Annotated in this window: 14 protein-coding genes; 4 read left to right on the forward strand and 10 right to left on the reverse strand. The window is 73.6% G+C overall.

Features of this window, described 5'->3' with window-relative positions; translation table 11 throughout:
* Window positions 1–107: 107 nt before the first annotated feature.
* From mshC to AB0E98_RS29780, 4 genes are all read right to left on the reverse strand, one after another.
* Window positions 108–1,337: a cysteine--1-D-myo-inosityl 2-amino-2-deoxy-alpha-D-glucopyranoside ligase gene (gene mshC / locus AB0E98_RS29765; protein ID WP_361708576.1), complete on the reverse strand. Its 1,230-nt coding sequence runs from the start codon at window positions 1,335–1,337 to the stop codon at window positions 108–110.
* Window positions 1,338–1,469: 132 nt separating this feature from the next.
* Window positions 1,470–2,291, reverse strand: a complete 822-nt coding sequence (locus AB0E98_RS29770; protein ID WP_361708577.1) for an SCO1664 family protein — start codon at window positions 2,289–2,291, stop codon at window positions 1,470–1,472.
* The gene (locus tag AB0E98_RS29775) at window positions 2,255–2,845 is read right to left on the reverse strand and encodes a DUF3090 domain-containing protein (protein ID WP_311612609.1); all 591 of its coding nucleotides are present in this window, start codon (window positions 2,843–2,845) and stop codon (window positions 2,255–2,257) included. Before AB0E98_RS29775 ends, AB0E98_RS29770 begins: the two co-directional genes overlap by 37 nt.
* A gap of 108 nt (window positions 2,846–2,953) precedes the next feature.
* Window positions 2,954–3,649 (reverse strand): histidine phosphatase family protein, encoded by a 696-nt coding sequence (locus AB0E98_RS29780; RefSeq protein ID WP_361708579.1) that lies wholly within the window; start codon window positions 3,647–3,649, stop codon window positions 2,954–2,956.
* A gap of 64 nt (window positions 3,650–3,713) precedes the next feature.
* Between AB0E98_RS29780 and corA the strand changes: the two genes are divergently transcribed.
* Window positions 3,714–4,706, forward strand: a complete 993-nt coding sequence (gene corA, locus AB0E98_RS29785) for a magnesium/cobalt transporter CorA (RefSeq protein ID WP_361708733.1) — start codon at window positions 3,714–3,716, stop codon at window positions 4,704–4,706.
* A gap of 28 nt (window positions 4,707–4,734) precedes the next feature.
* On the opposite strand, the gene AB0E98_RS29790 is transcribed toward corA, so the two are convergent.
* Window positions 4,735–5,523: a ferritin-like domain-containing protein gene (locus tag AB0E98_RS29790; protein WP_361708736.1), complete on the reverse strand. Its 789-nt coding sequence runs from the start codon at window positions 5,521–5,523 to the stop codon at window positions 4,735–4,737.
* A 228-nt stretch (window positions 5,524–5,751) separates the two neighbouring features.
* Window positions 5,752–6,801: an LLM class F420-dependent oxidoreductase gene (locus tag AB0E98_RS29795; protein ID WP_361708738.1), complete on the reverse strand. Its 1,050-nt coding sequence runs from the start codon at window positions 6,799–6,801 to the stop codon at window positions 5,752–5,754.
* A gap of 148 nt (window positions 6,802–6,949) precedes the next feature.
* Between AB0E98_RS29795 and AB0E98_RS29800 the strand changes: the two genes are divergently transcribed.
* Window positions 6,950–7,933 (forward strand): aldo/keto reductase, encoded by a 984-nt coding sequence (locus AB0E98_RS29800; protein WP_361708582.1) that lies wholly within the window; start codon window positions 6,950–6,952, stop codon window positions 7,931–7,933.
* The gene (locus AB0E98_RS29805) at window positions 7,930–10,086 is read left to right on the forward strand and encodes a helix-hairpin-helix domain-containing protein (protein ID WP_361708583.1); all 2,157 of its coding nucleotides are present in this window, start codon (window positions 7,930–7,932) and stop codon (window positions 10,084–10,086) included. Before AB0E98_RS29800 ends, AB0E98_RS29805 begins: the two co-directional genes overlap by 4 nt.
* Window positions 10,087–10,156: 70 nt before the next feature.
* Here the strand turns inward: AB0E98_RS29805 and AB0E98_RS29810 are convergent, their stop codons facing one another.
* On the reverse strand, window positions 10,157–10,966 hold the full coding sequence (locus tag AB0E98_RS29810; protein WP_361708586.1) for a hypothetical protein: 810 nt from the start codon (window positions 10,964–10,966) through the stop codon (window positions 10,157–10,159).
* A gap of 47 nt (window positions 10,967–11,013) precedes the next feature.
* On the opposite strand from AB0E98_RS29810, the gene AB0E98_RS29815 reads away from it, so the two are divergent.
* Entirely contained in the window at window positions 11,014–11,202 is a 189-nt protein-coding gene (locus AB0E98_RS29815) for a DUF5703 family protein (RefSeq protein ID WP_311612600.1), read from the forward strand.
* A gap of 137 nt (window positions 11,203–11,339) precedes the next feature.
* Here AB0E98_RS29815 and AB0E98_RS29820 read toward each other — a convergent pair whose 3' ends face one another.
* The 3 genes from AB0E98_RS29820 to AB0E98_RS29830 form a co-directional block, all read right to left on the reverse strand.
* A complete protein-coding gene (locus AB0E98_RS29820; RefSeq protein WP_361708588.1) occupies window positions 11,340–12,206 on the reverse strand; it encodes a chaplin family protein in 867 nt (288 codons plus the stop codon).
* A gap of 159 nt (window positions 12,207–12,365) precedes the next feature.
* The gene (gene chpH, locus AB0E98_RS29825; protein ID WP_361708591.1) at window positions 12,366–12,599 is read right to left on the reverse strand and encodes a chaplin ChpH; all 234 of its coding nucleotides are present in this window, start codon (window positions 12,597–12,599) and stop codon (window positions 12,366–12,368) included.
* A gap of 153 nt (window positions 12,600–12,752) precedes the next feature.
* Complete coding sequence (locus tag AB0E98_RS29830) at window positions 12,753–14,087, reverse strand: M20/M25/M40 family metallo-hydrolase (protein ID WP_361708593.1); 1,335 nt, start codon at window positions 14,085–14,087, stop codon at window positions 12,753–12,755.
* Window positions 14,088–14,154 lie beyond the last annotated feature (67 nt).

Below are 14,154 nucleotides of genomic sequence, written 5' to 3' on the forward strand. Positions count from 1 at the left end.
CGCGCATCGCACCCGTGGACTTTACGTACGAAGGGGCGCCCCGCACGTACGAAGGGGCGCCCCGCGTCGCCGCGGAGCGCCCCGTGGGAACGGTTGGACTCAGCCCGTCAGAGCGCCACGCCCAGCAGCGCGTCGACCGCGCGGGAGGCCAGGCCCGGCGCCCCCTCGTCCGTACCGCCGTCGGCGGCCTGGGCGGCGGCCCAGCGGTCGACTGCGGCCAGGGCGGCCGGGGAGTCGAGGTCGTCGGAGAGGGCCTCGCGGATCTCCGCCACCAGCGCGTCGGCGGAGGGGCCGTCCGGGCGCGAGACGGCGGCGCGCCAGCGGTCCAGGCGCTCCACGGCCTCGGTCAGGACGGCGTCCGTCCACTCCCAGTCGGCGCGGTAGTGGTGGGCGAGCAGCGAGAGGCGGATGGCGGCCGGGTCGACGCCGTCGCGGCGGAGCGCGGAGACGAATACCAGGTTGCCCTTGGACTTCGACATCTTCGCGCCGTCGAGGGCCACCATGCCGGCGTGGACGTACGCCTTGGCGAAGGGGTGCTCGCCGGTGAGCGCCTGGGCGTGCGAGGCGCCCATCTCGTGGTGCGGGAAGATCAGGTCGGAGCCGCCGCCCTGGACGTCGAAGCCCATGCCCAGGTGCTCCAGGGCGATGGCGACGCACTCTATGTGCCAGCCGGGCCGTCCGGGGCCGAGCGAGGCGCCGTCCCAGCTGGGCTCGCCCGGGCGGGCGGCCATCCACAGCATCGGGTCGAGGGGGTTCTTCTTGCCCGGACGGTCCGGGTCGCCGCCGCGCTCGGCGGACAGCAGGCGCATCGCCTCGGCGTCGAGGTGGGAGACGCCGCCGAAGGCGGGGTCGGCCGCGACGGAGAAGTAGATGTCGCCCTCGAGCTCATAGGCGGCACCGGCGTCGCGCAGCCGCTCCACCAGCGGGACGATCTTGGGTATCGACTCGACGGCGCCCACGTAGTGGCGCGGCGGGAGCATCCGCAGGGCGGTCATGTCCTCGCGGAAGAGCGCGGTCTCGCGCTCGGCGAGGGCGGTCCAGTCCTCGCCGTCGCGCACGGCCCGCTCCAGCAGCGGGTCGTCCACGTCGGTGACGTTCTGGACGTAGTGCACCTGCCGCTTGGTGTCGAGCCACACGCGCTGCACGAGGTCGAACGCGTTGTAGGTCGCCGCGTGCCCCATGTGGGTGGCGTCGTACGGCGTGATGCCGCACACGTAGATACGGGCGACGGGACCGGGAGCGAGGGTCACTCGCTCACCGGTCGCGGTGTCGTGGATCCGGAGGTCGCGGCCACTGCCGGGCAGGGCGGGAACCTCAGAAGCGGGCCAGGCATGCATGTCCTGAGCGTAACCGGATGCGAGTTCCGGATACGAACCGGGCGGGTGGGTTTGGCCGAAGTTCCGTTCTTGCGCGGGGCTTCCCACATGTGTATTCCCATGCGTCGGACCGAAAGGATCACACCGGGACGATCACACCGGCGGCCAGGGGATCGCCGGCCACTGCCCGCTCGGCTCTCGGTGGCGTCCCGTCCGCAGCAGGTCCGCCACCCGGCCCCGCAGTGCCTCCAGCTCTGCTGGAGTGATCAGTTCCGCCAGTCGGCCGGCCAGTGGCCGCCCCTCCTCCAGATCGGCAGAGAGCCGCCGCAGCGCCTCCAGAGCCTCCTCCGGCAGCGGTTCCCCCGCCCATCCCCACAGCAGGGTGCGCAGTTTGTCGTCCGCGTTGAAGGTCACACCGTGGTCGATGGCGTAGAGCCGGCCGCCGGGGGCGGGCAGCAGGTGGCTGCCCTTGCGGTCACCGTTGTTGATCACCGCGTCGAGCACGGCCAGCCGCCGCAGCCGTTCGTCGTCGGCGTGGACGAGCAGCGCGGTGCGGTCCTCGCCCACGTCGGCGAAGCCCACGGCCTTCCAGCCGGGGCCCGGTTCCTCGCCCTCCACCAGGGCGAGGAGGGCTTCCTCGTCGGCCGACGCCTCTATCCACAGCTGGCACATGCCCTCGCCGTAGGGCCCGTCGCGCAGCACGGTGGGCGGGATCAGGCCCCACCCCATGGCCTCGGAGAGCTCGTACGCGGCGACCTCGCGCTGGGCGAGGGTGCCGTCGGGGAAGTCCCACAGGGGCCGCTCCCCCGCGACGGGCTTGTAGACGCAGGCGGCGCTCACGCCCTCGTACTCGACCGTGCAGTACAGGACCGCGTTGGAGGCCTCGCCGACCCGGCCCCGGACCGTCAGCTCGCCCTTGGCCAGGAGCTCGTGCGGGGTCACGCTCCCCGGCGGTATCCGTTCTGGCGCGGGCATACGTGTCCCTCCGGGTCGAGCGGCAGGCTGCACAGCGGGCAGGGCGGCCGGCCCGCGTTGACGACTTCGAGCGCGCGCTTGGCGAAGGCGCGGGCCATGGTGCCGGTCAGCCGGACGCGGAGCATGGGCGGGCCGTTCAGCTCGTCCTGGAGCAGCCGCTCCTCGGCCTCCGCGAGGTCCTCGTCGGTGCCGGCCTCCAGCTCGACGAGGGCCTGGGCCTCCACCACCATGCGCTCGCCGTCGCCGTCCCAGGCCAGGGCCATGGTGCCGACGCGGAACTCCTCCTCGACGGGGGTGTCCAAGGGGGCTGCGTCGGCGAGCTCGACCGGGGCCACGGCCGGCACCGGGGCGTTGCCGCCGGTGCGCCGGACGACCTCGTCCAGCAGCTCGTCGATGCGCTCGGCGAGGGCTTCGACCTGGGCCTTCTCCAGCGCCACGCTGGTGACGCGGCCGGCCGCGCTGGCCTGGAGGAAGAAAGTACGGCGGCCCGGCAGCCCGACCGTACCGGCGACGAATCGGTCCGGAGGGTCATAGAGGAACACCTGACGGGACAACGTCCTGCTCCATGGGGTTCGGAGGGCACTTGGGGTTTGCGTTCCGGTGCGGGAGCAGGGGCGGTGGCCCCGGAGTTCCCGCGCCCACCACCCTACTGCTCGCGACGATCACGGTGCTCCCGCACCGCCCCCGACGGCCGCGTCCGCGCCCTCGCCGCCCGGGGCGGCCGGCCGCGGCGCGAGGCCCGCGAGGTCGCCGGTGTCGCCCAGGCGCAGCAGATAGGGGCGCAGCCGGGTGTAGCGGATCGCGGTGACCGAGCAGGGGTCGGCGGTGATCCGCTGGAACTGGTCGAGGTGGAGGCCCAGGGCGTCGGCGACCACGGCCTTGATCACATCGCCGTGGGTGCACATCAGGTAGGCCGCGTCATCGCCGTGCTCGCGCTCGACGCGCTCGTTCCACCCCTGGACGGCGTCCACGGCGCGCGTCTGCACGGCGCGCAGGGACTCGCCGCCGGGGAAGGCCGCGGCGGAGGGGTGGCGCTGGACGACCTCCCACAGCGGTTCGCCGGACAGCTCGCTGAGCTTGCGGCCGGACCAGTCGCCGTAGTGGCACTCGGTGATCCGCTCGTCGGTGTGGAGCGGCAGCCCGGGCCGGGCGGCGAGCAGCGGGGCGAGCGTCTCCCGGCAGCGCAGCAGCGGGCTGGAGACGGCGGCGGCGAGCGGGACGTCCGCGAGGCGGGCCGGGAGGGCGGCGGCCTGGGCCGTACCCCGTTCGTCCAGGGCCACACCGGGCGTCCGTCCGGCGAGCACTCCCCCGGTATTGGCGGTCGACCGGCCGTGCCGGACCAGGATCAGCGTGGGCATGACCGTCAGCCTACGACCACCGTCCGGGCCTCGACGGGTGTACGGCGGACGGATGAGCGGCAGAATGGCCTGCGTGATCGTGGATTGCGCCATCTACCGGCACGGGGAGCGCACCGAGACCCCGGCCGAGCTGGCGGACGCGCTGGAAGCGGCCCGCGCCGAGACCGAGTCGTTCGTCTGGATCGGGCTCTACGAGCCCACCGAGAAGGAGTTCGGCCTGGTCACGAGCGAGTTCGGGCTGCATCCGCTGGCCGTGGAGGACGCGCTCAACGCGCATCAGCGGCCGAAGCTGGAGGTCTACGACGACTCGCTGTTCATGGTCCTCAAGCCCGTGGTCTACGACGACGTACGGGACACCGTGACCACGGACGAGGTGATGGTCTTCATCGGGAACTGCTTCGTGGTGACCGTCCGGCACGGCGAGGGCAGCCCGCTGGGGGAGGTGCGCCGGCGGCTGGAACGGGATCCGGGCATATTGCGGCACGGGCCGACGGCGGTGCTGTACGCGGTGTGCGACGCGGTCGTGGACCACTACACGGACGTGGCGATCCTGCTCCACGCGGATCTGGACGAGCTGGAGGCCGAGGTCTTCGCGCCGCTGGGCGAGGACGTGCGGCACACGGCGTCGCGGATCTACTCCTTCAAACGCCAGGTCGTGGAGTTCCGCCGGGCGATACTGCCGCTCGTCGAACCGATGGCGCGGCTGTCCGCGACGGAACTGCCGTTCGTGGACGAGAAGTCCTGGCCGTTCTTCCGCGACGTGAGCGACCACCTGGCCCGGGCGAACGAATCGGTGGAGGGCCTGGACCGGCTGCTTTCGGACATTCTCTCCGCTCATCTCGCGCAGATGGGGGTCCAGCAGAACGACGACATGCGCAAGATCTCGGCGTGGGCGGCGATGGCGGCCGTACCGACGATGATCGCCGGGATCTACGGGATGAACTTCTCCCACATGCCGGAGCTCCGGCAGCCGTGGGGCTATCCGGTGGTGGTGGTCCTGATGGCGGGGCTGGTCGGCTGGCTGTACCGGCTGTTCAAACGGCGCGGGTGGCTGTGAGCCGTGGCCCCGGGGTGAGCCGGGCGGCTCAGACCGGCTCCGGGGCCGCCGTCGCCGGGCCGCCCAGGGCGTCGCGGTGCTCCGGCATCCGGAGGGTGACCATCCGGCGCCAGCCGCCCAGGCGCTCGTAGGCGTAGAGGGCGTGGATGCCCGCCGTGAGCGCCGCCGACTTGGCCGCCGGCCAGCGCAGGACGCGGCCCATGCGGGCCATGACGGCGAGGCCGACGTCGCGGTGGACGGCGATCTCGGCGAGGGCGCTGCGCCGGAGGAGGTCGTGGATGACGCGGCCGTGTCCGGCGGCGGCCAGGCGCAGCAGCTCCTCGTGGCAGTAGGCGAGGTGGTTGACCTCGTCGGCGTGGATGACGTGAATGGCCGCGCCGATCTCGGGGTGGTCGCCGAAGTGCCGGGTGAGCGCGTCCATCCGGTCGGACGCGCGCTGCTCGGTGACCCGGCTGTGGGCCAGGTAGGCGATGATGTCCCGCTCGGTCAGCGGCTGGTCGGCGCGCAGTTTGGCGTGCGGGAGCCCGATGCCGCGGCGTTCGAGGATCAACGTGTAGTCGGTCTCGGCCGGGACGGTGCAGGGTTCCAGGCCGCGGCGGCGCAGCAGGCCGTTGAAGATCCGGCCGTGCTTGTCCTCGTCCGCGCCGTGCCGGGCGATCTTCGGTGCGAGGTGGCGCCGGCTCTCGGGCGCCAGGGCGGCGATGCGGCCGTTCTCCCAGCCGCCCTGCGCCGCGCCGGCGGCGGCGATCGAGCAGAAGAGCCGGTACGCCTCGTCGTTGCCGAGGATCTCCTGGAACAGACTGCGGGCCGTGAGCATGGCCTTCACCTCCGTGGGCACCCAGTCAAGTGCGGTGCCCGGGAGGCGGCAATCAGGAGGCCCGCGAGGCTCGGCCGAACGAAGGACGGCGGTTAAAGATTCCGGATCGTCCCGGCGCGTAACCACGCGGGCACCCGGGCGTTGTGTTCGGTGTCGGCCGTGGCGGGGAAGACGACCCCCGAGCCCCCGCCACGGCCGCGGACCTCCCGGTGCGGGCTCGTGGGCTCGTTACGCGAGCCCGGCCCGCTCCAGGGCCTCGACACCGGTGCGCAGGGCGGCGATCCGCTCGTCGAGGGTGAGCCCGGCCGGGGCCAGCGACAGGGTGGTGACCCCGGCGTCGGCGTAGGCCTGCATCCGGTCGGCGATGCGCTCCACGGGGCCCAGCAGGGTGGTGGAGTCGATCAGCTGCCGGGGGATGGCCGCGGCGGCGCCCGCCTTGTCGCCGGAGAGGTACTTCTCCTGGATCTCGGCGGCCTCCTTCTCGTAGCCCATGCGGCGCGCCAGCTTGTTGTAGAAGTTCTGCTTGGCGCTGCCCATGCCGCCCACGTAGAGGGCGGTGTACGGGCGGAAGAGGTCGGCGAGCGCGTCGACGTCCTCGCCGACGGCCATGGGCACGGTCGGGACGATGTCGAAGCCCTCCAGGGTCTTGCCCGCCTTCTCGCGGCCCGCGCGCAGGGCGCCGAGGGTGGTCTCCTCGGCGTGCTCGGGGGCGAAGAAGATCACCAGGGCGCCGTCGGCGATCTCGCCGGTCTGCTCCAGGTTCTTCGGGCCGATCGCGGCGATGTACAGCGGGATGTGCTCGCGCACCGGGTGGACGGTGAGCTTGAGGGGCTTGCCCGGGCCGCCGGGCAGCGGCAGCGTCCAGTGCTCGCCGGCGTGGGAGACGCGCTCGCGGGCCATGGCCTTGCGGATGATCTCGACGTACTCGCGGGTGCGGGCGAGCGGCTTGTCGAACTTCACGCCGTACCAGCCCTCGGAGACCTGCGGGCCGGAGACGCCGAGGCCCAGGCGGAAGCGGCCGCCGGAGAGGGAGTCGAGGGTGGCGGCGGTCATCGCCGTCATCGTGGGCGTACGGGCGGGGATCTGGAAGATCGCCGAGCCGACGTCGATCCGCTCGGTCTGCGCCGCGACCCAGGACAGCACGGTGGGCGCGTCCGAGCCGTAGGCCTCGGCGGCCCAGCAGACCGCGTAGCCCAGCCGGTCGGCCTCGCGGGCGACCGCGAGGTTGTCGGCGTCCATCCCGGCCCCCCAGTAGCCGAGGTTGATCCCGAGCTTCATCCGGCCCATGTCCACGCCCCTTACTGATCAGTAACGTCGTCGTTGCCGGGACTCTAGCGCGCGGACCCGTGCCGCGTCACCGGTCGGCCGGGCGGGGGCCGTGGCGGGATGCCGTCGGGGCGGGGCACGGCCAGTACTCTCAGCGCTCATGGAACAAAGGCATCTCGGCCGTACGGGCCTACGGGTGTCCCGGCTCGGGCTGGGCACCCTCACCTGGGGCCGGGACACGGGGGAGCACGACGCGGCCGAGCAGCTCAAGAACTTCTGGGGCGCGGGCGGCACGCTCGTCGACACCGCCGACGTCTACGCGGACGGTGGCGCGGAGTATCTGCTCGGGCGGCTCCTGGACGACCTCGTGCCGCGCCGGGACCTGGTCATCGCGACCAAGGCGGGCAGCGTCCTCGACCCGGCGCGCCGCGTCGACTGCTCGCGCGGCCACCTCCTCGCCGCGCTCGACGCCTCGCTGGACCGGCTCGGCACGGACCACGTCGACATTTGGCAGATCCACGCCTTCGACACCACGACTCCCATCGAGGAGACGCTTCAGGCCGTCGACCTCGCCGTCAGCAGCGGACGGGCCCGCTACGCGGGCGTCGTGGGCTTCAGCGGCTGGCAGCTCGCCAGGGCCGCGACCTGGCAGCTCGCGGCGCCGGGGGCACGGACGCGGCTGGCGTGCGCGCAGATGGAGTACTCGCTGCTCCAGCGCGGCATCGAACGGGAGGTGCTGCCCGCCGCGCTCGACCTGGGCGTCGGCATCCTGCCGTCCTCGCCGCTCGGCCGGGGCGTGCTGACGGCCAAGTACCGCCACGCGACCCCCGCCGACTCGCGCGGCGCCTCCGAGTACCTCGCCGCCTTCGTCGCCCCGTACCTGGACGACGCGGCGCAGCGGGTGGTCGAGGCGGTGCGCACGGCGGCGGACGGGCTCGCCACGACGCCCCTCCAGGTGGCCCTGGCGTGGGTCCGCGACCGCCCCGGCGTCGTCGCCCCGCTCCTCGGCGCGCGCACGGCGCAACAGCTCAAGGCGGCGTTGTCAGTGGAGACCCTTACGCTTCCGGACGAGATCTGCCGAGCGCTCGACGACGTGTCGGCGCCCGTGCACCGCTACCCGGACCACGACTGGAGCACGCTGTGAGTACCGATCGCCCCGCCGGCGAGGCCGAGCCGGAGCCCCCTGGCGGGGAGCGCGCGAACGGAGAGGGCACGGTGGCGGACGCCGCGTCGGCCGCCCCGGAGGACGTCGCCGGGTCCCCTGACGGGGGGCACGGGGCGCCGGAGGCGGCACCGGATGCCGGGCCCGCCGGGGAGGCGGGCACGCCCGGCCCGGCCGGGGCCGACACAGGCGAGGGCCCGACGGATGCCCCGCGTGACGGTGGCGCTCCCGCAGGGAACGGGGCGCGGTCCGCTGTCGCCGAGGCGCTGGCCGCGGCTGTGCGTGCCGTGGAGAGCGGGGAGCGGGACGCGGCGTCGTTCTTCAACGAGCCGAAGGCGAAGCCCGCCGCGCGGCGCCCCGCGCCCGCTCCGGCCGCCGCCGGGCCCGCCGTGGCCGGGCCCGGCGCCGGCGCCGGGCCCGTGCGGGCCGCGCGAATCACGCCCAGCGCCGGGCTCACCGAGGTGCTCGCCGCCGGAGGGGCGCCCGAGGCGCTCGCCGGTCAGGTCGCCGAGGCACTCGGCGAGAACGCCGCCGAGGAGCTCCGAGAGGACCCGTGGCGGCTGCTGGCCGTCCCTGCGGTGCAGCCCGAGCAGGCCGACGGGTTCGCGCGGGCGCTGCTGGGCGACGCGTGCGGGCCGGACGACGAGCGTCGGGCGCGGGCCCTGGTGGGCCGGTTCCTGGAGCGCGCCGCCCTTGCCGGGCACACCGTGCTCGAGTCCTCGGCCGTGCTCGCCGAGCTCTCCCGGCGCTCCGTCCCCGACCCGGAGGCCGCGCTGCGCGACGTCCTCGCCGAGGGCTCCGTGCTGGTGTTCCGGGAAGGGCCGGAAGGCGAGGGCGAGCAGGAGGAGGAAGAGGCCGCTGAGCCGGTGCGGCTGCTGCTCGGGCTCGACCGGTACGCCATGGCCGAGGAGAGCCTCGCCGACGGCCTCGCCCGGCTGGTCAACGCCACCCCCGAGCCGGGGCCCGACTGGGCCGCCGCGGCGGAGGGCGCCCCCTCCCCCTCGGCCGCCGAGCTGATCCGTGCCGTCGCGGCCGCCGGCCTCGTGACGCACAGCGGCGGCGAGGCCGCCCGCGCGGAGCCCGCCGCCCTGGTGACGGCCGCCGCCGGCCTGGGCCTGCGGGCGTGGGCCGCCGCCCATACCGAGGACGGCAGGCGCCGCCTGACCGAGTTCGGCGTGGCCGACGCCGTGACCGTCGCCGGCCTGCTGTCGGGCCAGGAGGGCCCGGGACGGGACGCGGACGGCGCGCTGGCGCTCGACGTACTGGCCGTCCTGGACGCCCCGCAGCTCGACGTGGAGACCGCCGCGCTGCTCGTGGAGTCGCTCGCGGACGGCACCCGGCTGGTGCTCGGCGGCGACCCGGGCGTGCTGTGGTCGGCCGGGCCGGGCCGCGTCTTCGCGGACGTGCTGGCGGCCCGCGCCTGCCCGGCGGTCGTCTCGCGCACCCCGGACCCGGGCCCGATCGGCGAGCTGGTCTCCGGCATCGGCGTCGGCGAGCTCGGCCAGGTGGCCGCCCCGGGCAAGGAGGTCGTGATCGTCCCGGTGCGGGAGCCTGCCGAGGCCGTGCACCGCGCGGTGCAGCTCGTCGTCGAGTCCGTGCCGCGCGCGTTCGGCGTCGAGCCCGGCGCCGCCCAGGTGATCACCCCGGGCCATGGCGGCCCCGCCGGGACCCGCGCGCTCAACGCGGCCCTCAAGGAGCGGCTCAACCCGGGCCCCGGCCGCTTCGGCGGCTTCGACCCGGGCGACCGCGTCGCCTATGTGCCCGCGCCCGGCCGGATGGTTCCCGGCACGGTGGTGTCGGCGGACGCCGAGGGGCTGCGGCTGGACTGCGGGGGCGCCCCCGTCGTCGTACCGCGCGAGCGCGTCGGCGACGAGGTGCGCCACGGCTGGGCCGTGACGGCCCATCAGGCGGCCGGTACGCGCTGGCCGGCGGCCGTCGTCGTACTGCCCGGTGACGCCGCTCCGACGCTCACCCGGTCCTGGGTCTACACGGCCTTCGGCCGGGGCGAGCGGCATCTGTCGGTCGTGCACGGCGTGGAGCAGGCCCTGCCCCGCGCGGTCGCCGAGGTGCCGGCGAAGGAGCGGACCACCCGGCTCAGGGCGCTGCTGGAGGCGCAGACGCGACCGGCCGACTGACCGGACGTCCGACGGGCCGGCCGGCCGGAAGCGGGCCCCGGTTCTCCCGGGGCCCGCGTGATGTCCGGGGTCAGCGCCCCGGCGCCCGCCCGGCGTCCTTCTCCGGAGCCCCGTCGGTGCCGACGTCCACGTCCTCCGCGTCCTCCACGTCCAGGTCGTCGTCGACGCCGTCGTCGCCGTCGATGTCGTCCTCGTCGAGGTCCCCGTCACCGTCGTCATCGTCGTCGTCGGCGCCCTCGTCGTCGCCGTCCTCGTCGAAGACGGCACTGGCGTCGAAGCGGCAGACGACCGTCTGCGGGTCCGGCTGGTCGAAGGGGGCCGACAGCCACTCCCCCGGGTCGGGGAGCTCCTCCGCCGCGGTCACCCACAGCGTGGAGTCGCCCTCGACGAGGCCGAACTCCTTGTGGCGGGAGGCGATCTCGTCGGCCTCGTACTCCTCGAAGATCACCCCGAGCGCCGTATGCACACTGCTCCCGGCGGAGCCCTTGCCTCCGCCGGACGCCCCCGCGCGCAGGTCCGCGTCCACGTCCGGATCGAGGTCCGCGACGCGCTGTGCCTGGGCGAGCAGCCGCTGGGGCTCGGCCACCGCGTAGTCCCTGCGGATCAGCACGCTCACCGCGCTGGGCTCCTCCGGCCCGGCGTAGGCGGGCAGGGTGTCGTCGCCGGGGATCTCGAAGGGGGTGACCTCGTCGTAGGCGTCGTAGAGAAGCTCGTCATAGGCCTCGGCTGTCGCGGCCAGCTCGTTGAACGCGGCGTAGACGGCCGGGTCGTCCTCCCCCGAACGGCGTTCGACGGCCTCGAGGTGGCGGTCCAGAGCGGCTTTGACCGCCTCGGCGGCGGCCCGTACCTCGGCAGCGGTTGGCTGCGCAGCATCAGACATAGTGCAGACGCTATCCGCACCGGACCCGTTCCCGCACAATAGATGCGATGCCGGAATACGAATTCTGCGATGTGTATGTGCCCCGGGGGGTCTCCCGGAAGGCGGCCACACGCTTGCTGACCGACCATGCCGAGTACGGACACTGGGAGTTGGACCGACTACGTCTCTATCCGGACGGCAGCCGCAGGGTGCGGCTGCGGCGCAGGATCATCCGTCAGCTCCGCGCCACATGGTGACGGCCGAACGGTGAGCCGACGGCCGGCCGGCGAGCTCCTGGGCTCGCCACCACGGGCCGCGGCGGGGAGGGAAAGCGAAGGGAGCGGGCCCCGCGATCGCGGGGCCCGCTCCTTTTCCGGTTCCGCCGGGGGCGGGGTCAGCCCTGGGCACCGCGCGAGCGGCGGTAGAGCATCGCGCCGCCGACCAGCAGGCCCGCGCTGGCCGCGCCGGCCGCGCCGAGCTGGCCCGCGCCGGTGTGCGCGAGCTCGGCGGCCCGCTGGGCGACCGTGGCCGGACGGTGCTCGGCGAGGACGGCGGGGGCGCGGTGCGCGTCCTTCACCTCCATGGCCGGCTTGGTGTGGTGCTCACCCGAGGTCTGCGGGTGGGTGCCGGGGCCGTTGTGGTGCTCACCGGCCGGCGGCTGGTGGCCCGGCTTGTGCTCGGTGGGCGGGTTGTGGTGCCCACCGGGGTTGTGCTCACCGGGGTGACCCGGCTTCCCGGGGTGCCCGGGGTGGCCCGGGTGGTCGCCCTGCGGCGGCTTGTGGTCGTGACCGGAATCGCCGGGAACGCCGTGACCGTCGTTGACACAGGTGTTACCCGTGGCCGGGTTGCCGATGCCCACGACGTCGACGCTGTTGCCGCAGGCGTTGACCGGGACGCTGACCGGCGCCTGCACGGTGTTGCCGGACGCCACACCGGGCGAGTCCTCGCTCACGCCCTGCGCGAGCGCGCCGCCGTGGCCGCTGCCGCCGTGCCCGTGGCCCTTGTGGCCGTGTCCGCCGCCGCCGTTGAAACACCGGTTGCCCGTGGCCGGGTTGAGCAGCCCGATCACGTTCACGGTGTTGCCGCAGGCGTTCACCGGCACATGGACCGGAACCTGGACGGTGTTCCCGGACGCGACGCCCGGGGAGTGCGCCGAAGCGCCGGTGGCACCCGAGTCCGCCATCGCGTAGCCGCCGGTCACGGCGAGCACACCGCTCGCCGCCGCTACGGAGAGCAGGCCCTTCTTGGTGACCTGTCGCATTATTCGTCTTGCCCCTCTGCTTTTTGCCATTGCCGAATGCGCGGAACGATCGTCCTATCGCGCCCGGAATGACCCAGTCGAAAGCCCAACGGCTCCGGAGTACGTGCGACGTACCCCGGAGCCACCCTGGTTCAATCCCTTACGGGACCGGACAGAACGTCACTTGTTGACGCAGACGTTGCCCGTGGCAGGGTTGAGCAGCCCGACGACATTGATCGTGTTACCGCACACGTTGACCGGCACCTCGACGGGCACCTGGATGACGTTGCCCGAGACGACGCCGGGGCTGTGCACGGCCGCACCCTGGGCTCCGTCGCTGGCGGCGGCCATACCGGCACCCGCGAGGACGAGACCACCAGTGGCAGCCGCGGCGGCGACGACCTTCTTGAGCATTGTTTCCTCCTTGTTGGCAATGCGGTCCCAGCCGCGGACCGCACACCTGTAACGACGAGGAGGGAATGGGGCTACGTAAGCCTCCCTGCGTTCACTCTTTCCGGCTACGGAAGTGCCGAATACCGACACACCGGCCCGAGTTCAGGACAGGGCTCAGCACTGATCCAGGAAGCGGTCGAGCACACGCACACCGAATTTCAGACCGTCGACGGGCACCCGCTCGTCCACGCCGTGGAACATTCCGGCGAAGTCCAGCTCGGGCGGCAGCTGGAGCGGCGCGAAGCCGAAGCAGCGGATGCCGAGGTCGTCGAAGGACTTGGCGTCGGTGCCGCCGGAGAGCATGTACGGCACGGCGCGCGCGATGGGGTCCTCGGCCCGGAGCGCCGACTGCATCGCGTCGACGAGCCGGCCGTCGAAGCTGGTCTCCAGCGCCTTGTCCGCGTGGACGTCCTCCCGCTTGACGCGCGGTCCGAGGATCCGGTCGAGGTCCGCGAGGAACTCCTCCTCGTAGCCCGGCAGAAACCTTCCGTCCACGTGGGCGACGGCCTGGCCGGGGATCACATTGACCTTGTACCCGGCGCCGAGCATCGTCGGGGCGGCGGTGTTGCGCAGGGTGGTGCCGATCATCTTGGCGATGCCGCCGAGCTTGGTGAGCGTCGCCTCCATGTCCTCCGGGTCCAGCGGGGTGCCCAGGGCGTCGGACAGCTCGTCGAGGAAGGACCGCACGGTCTTGGTGACCCGCACGGGGAACTCGTGCCGCCCCAGCCGGCCGACGGCCTCGCAGAGCTCGGTGATCGCGTTGTCCTTGTTGGTCATGGAGCCGTGGCCCGCCGTGCCGTCCACGGTGAGCCGCATCCAGTGCATGCCCTTCTGGGCGGTCTCGATCAGATAGAGCCGCAGGTTCTCGTTGACCGTGAAGGAGAAGCCGCCGACCTCGCCGATCGCCTCGGTCACACCGTCGAAGAGCTCCGGGTGCTTGTCGACCAGGTGGCGGGCGCCGTAGGTGCCGCCCGCCTCCTCGTCGGCGAGGAAGGCCAGCACGATGTCGCGGGGCGGCTTGCGGCCCGACCGCAGCCGGTCGCGGACGACCGCCAGCGTCATCGCGTCCATGTCCTTCATGTCGACCGCGCCGCGACCCCACAGGCAGCCGTCCGCGATCTCGCCCGCGAAGGGGTCGTAGGTCCAGTCCGCCGCGTTGGCGGGCACGACGTCGGTGTGGCCGTGGATGAGGAGCGCCGGCCGGGACGGGTCCTCGCCCTCGATCCGCGCCACCGTCGAGGCCCGGCCCTTGTGCGACTCGATGATCCGCGGCTCCAGCCCCACCTCGGCCAGCTTCTCGGCCACGTACTCGGCGGCGAGCCGTTCACCGGGCCCGGAGTGGTCGCCGTAGTTGCTGGTGTCGATCCGGATCAGGTCGCGGCAGAGGTCGACGACCTCGTCCTCGCCGCTCCTGGCGGTGCCGGTCCCGGCCTGCTTCGACTCGCTCACGCTGCCTCCTCGTGGTTCGCCGCCGGGACCGCGCCCGTAGGACGCGGGCGGCCCCGGCGTTGGGTCC

It is taken from the genome of Streptomyces sp. NPDC037389 (assembly GCF_040636475.1).
Classification (GTDB): domain Bacteria; phylum Actinomycetota; class Actinomycetes; order Streptomycetales; family Streptomycetaceae; genus Streptomyces; species Streptomyces hesseae.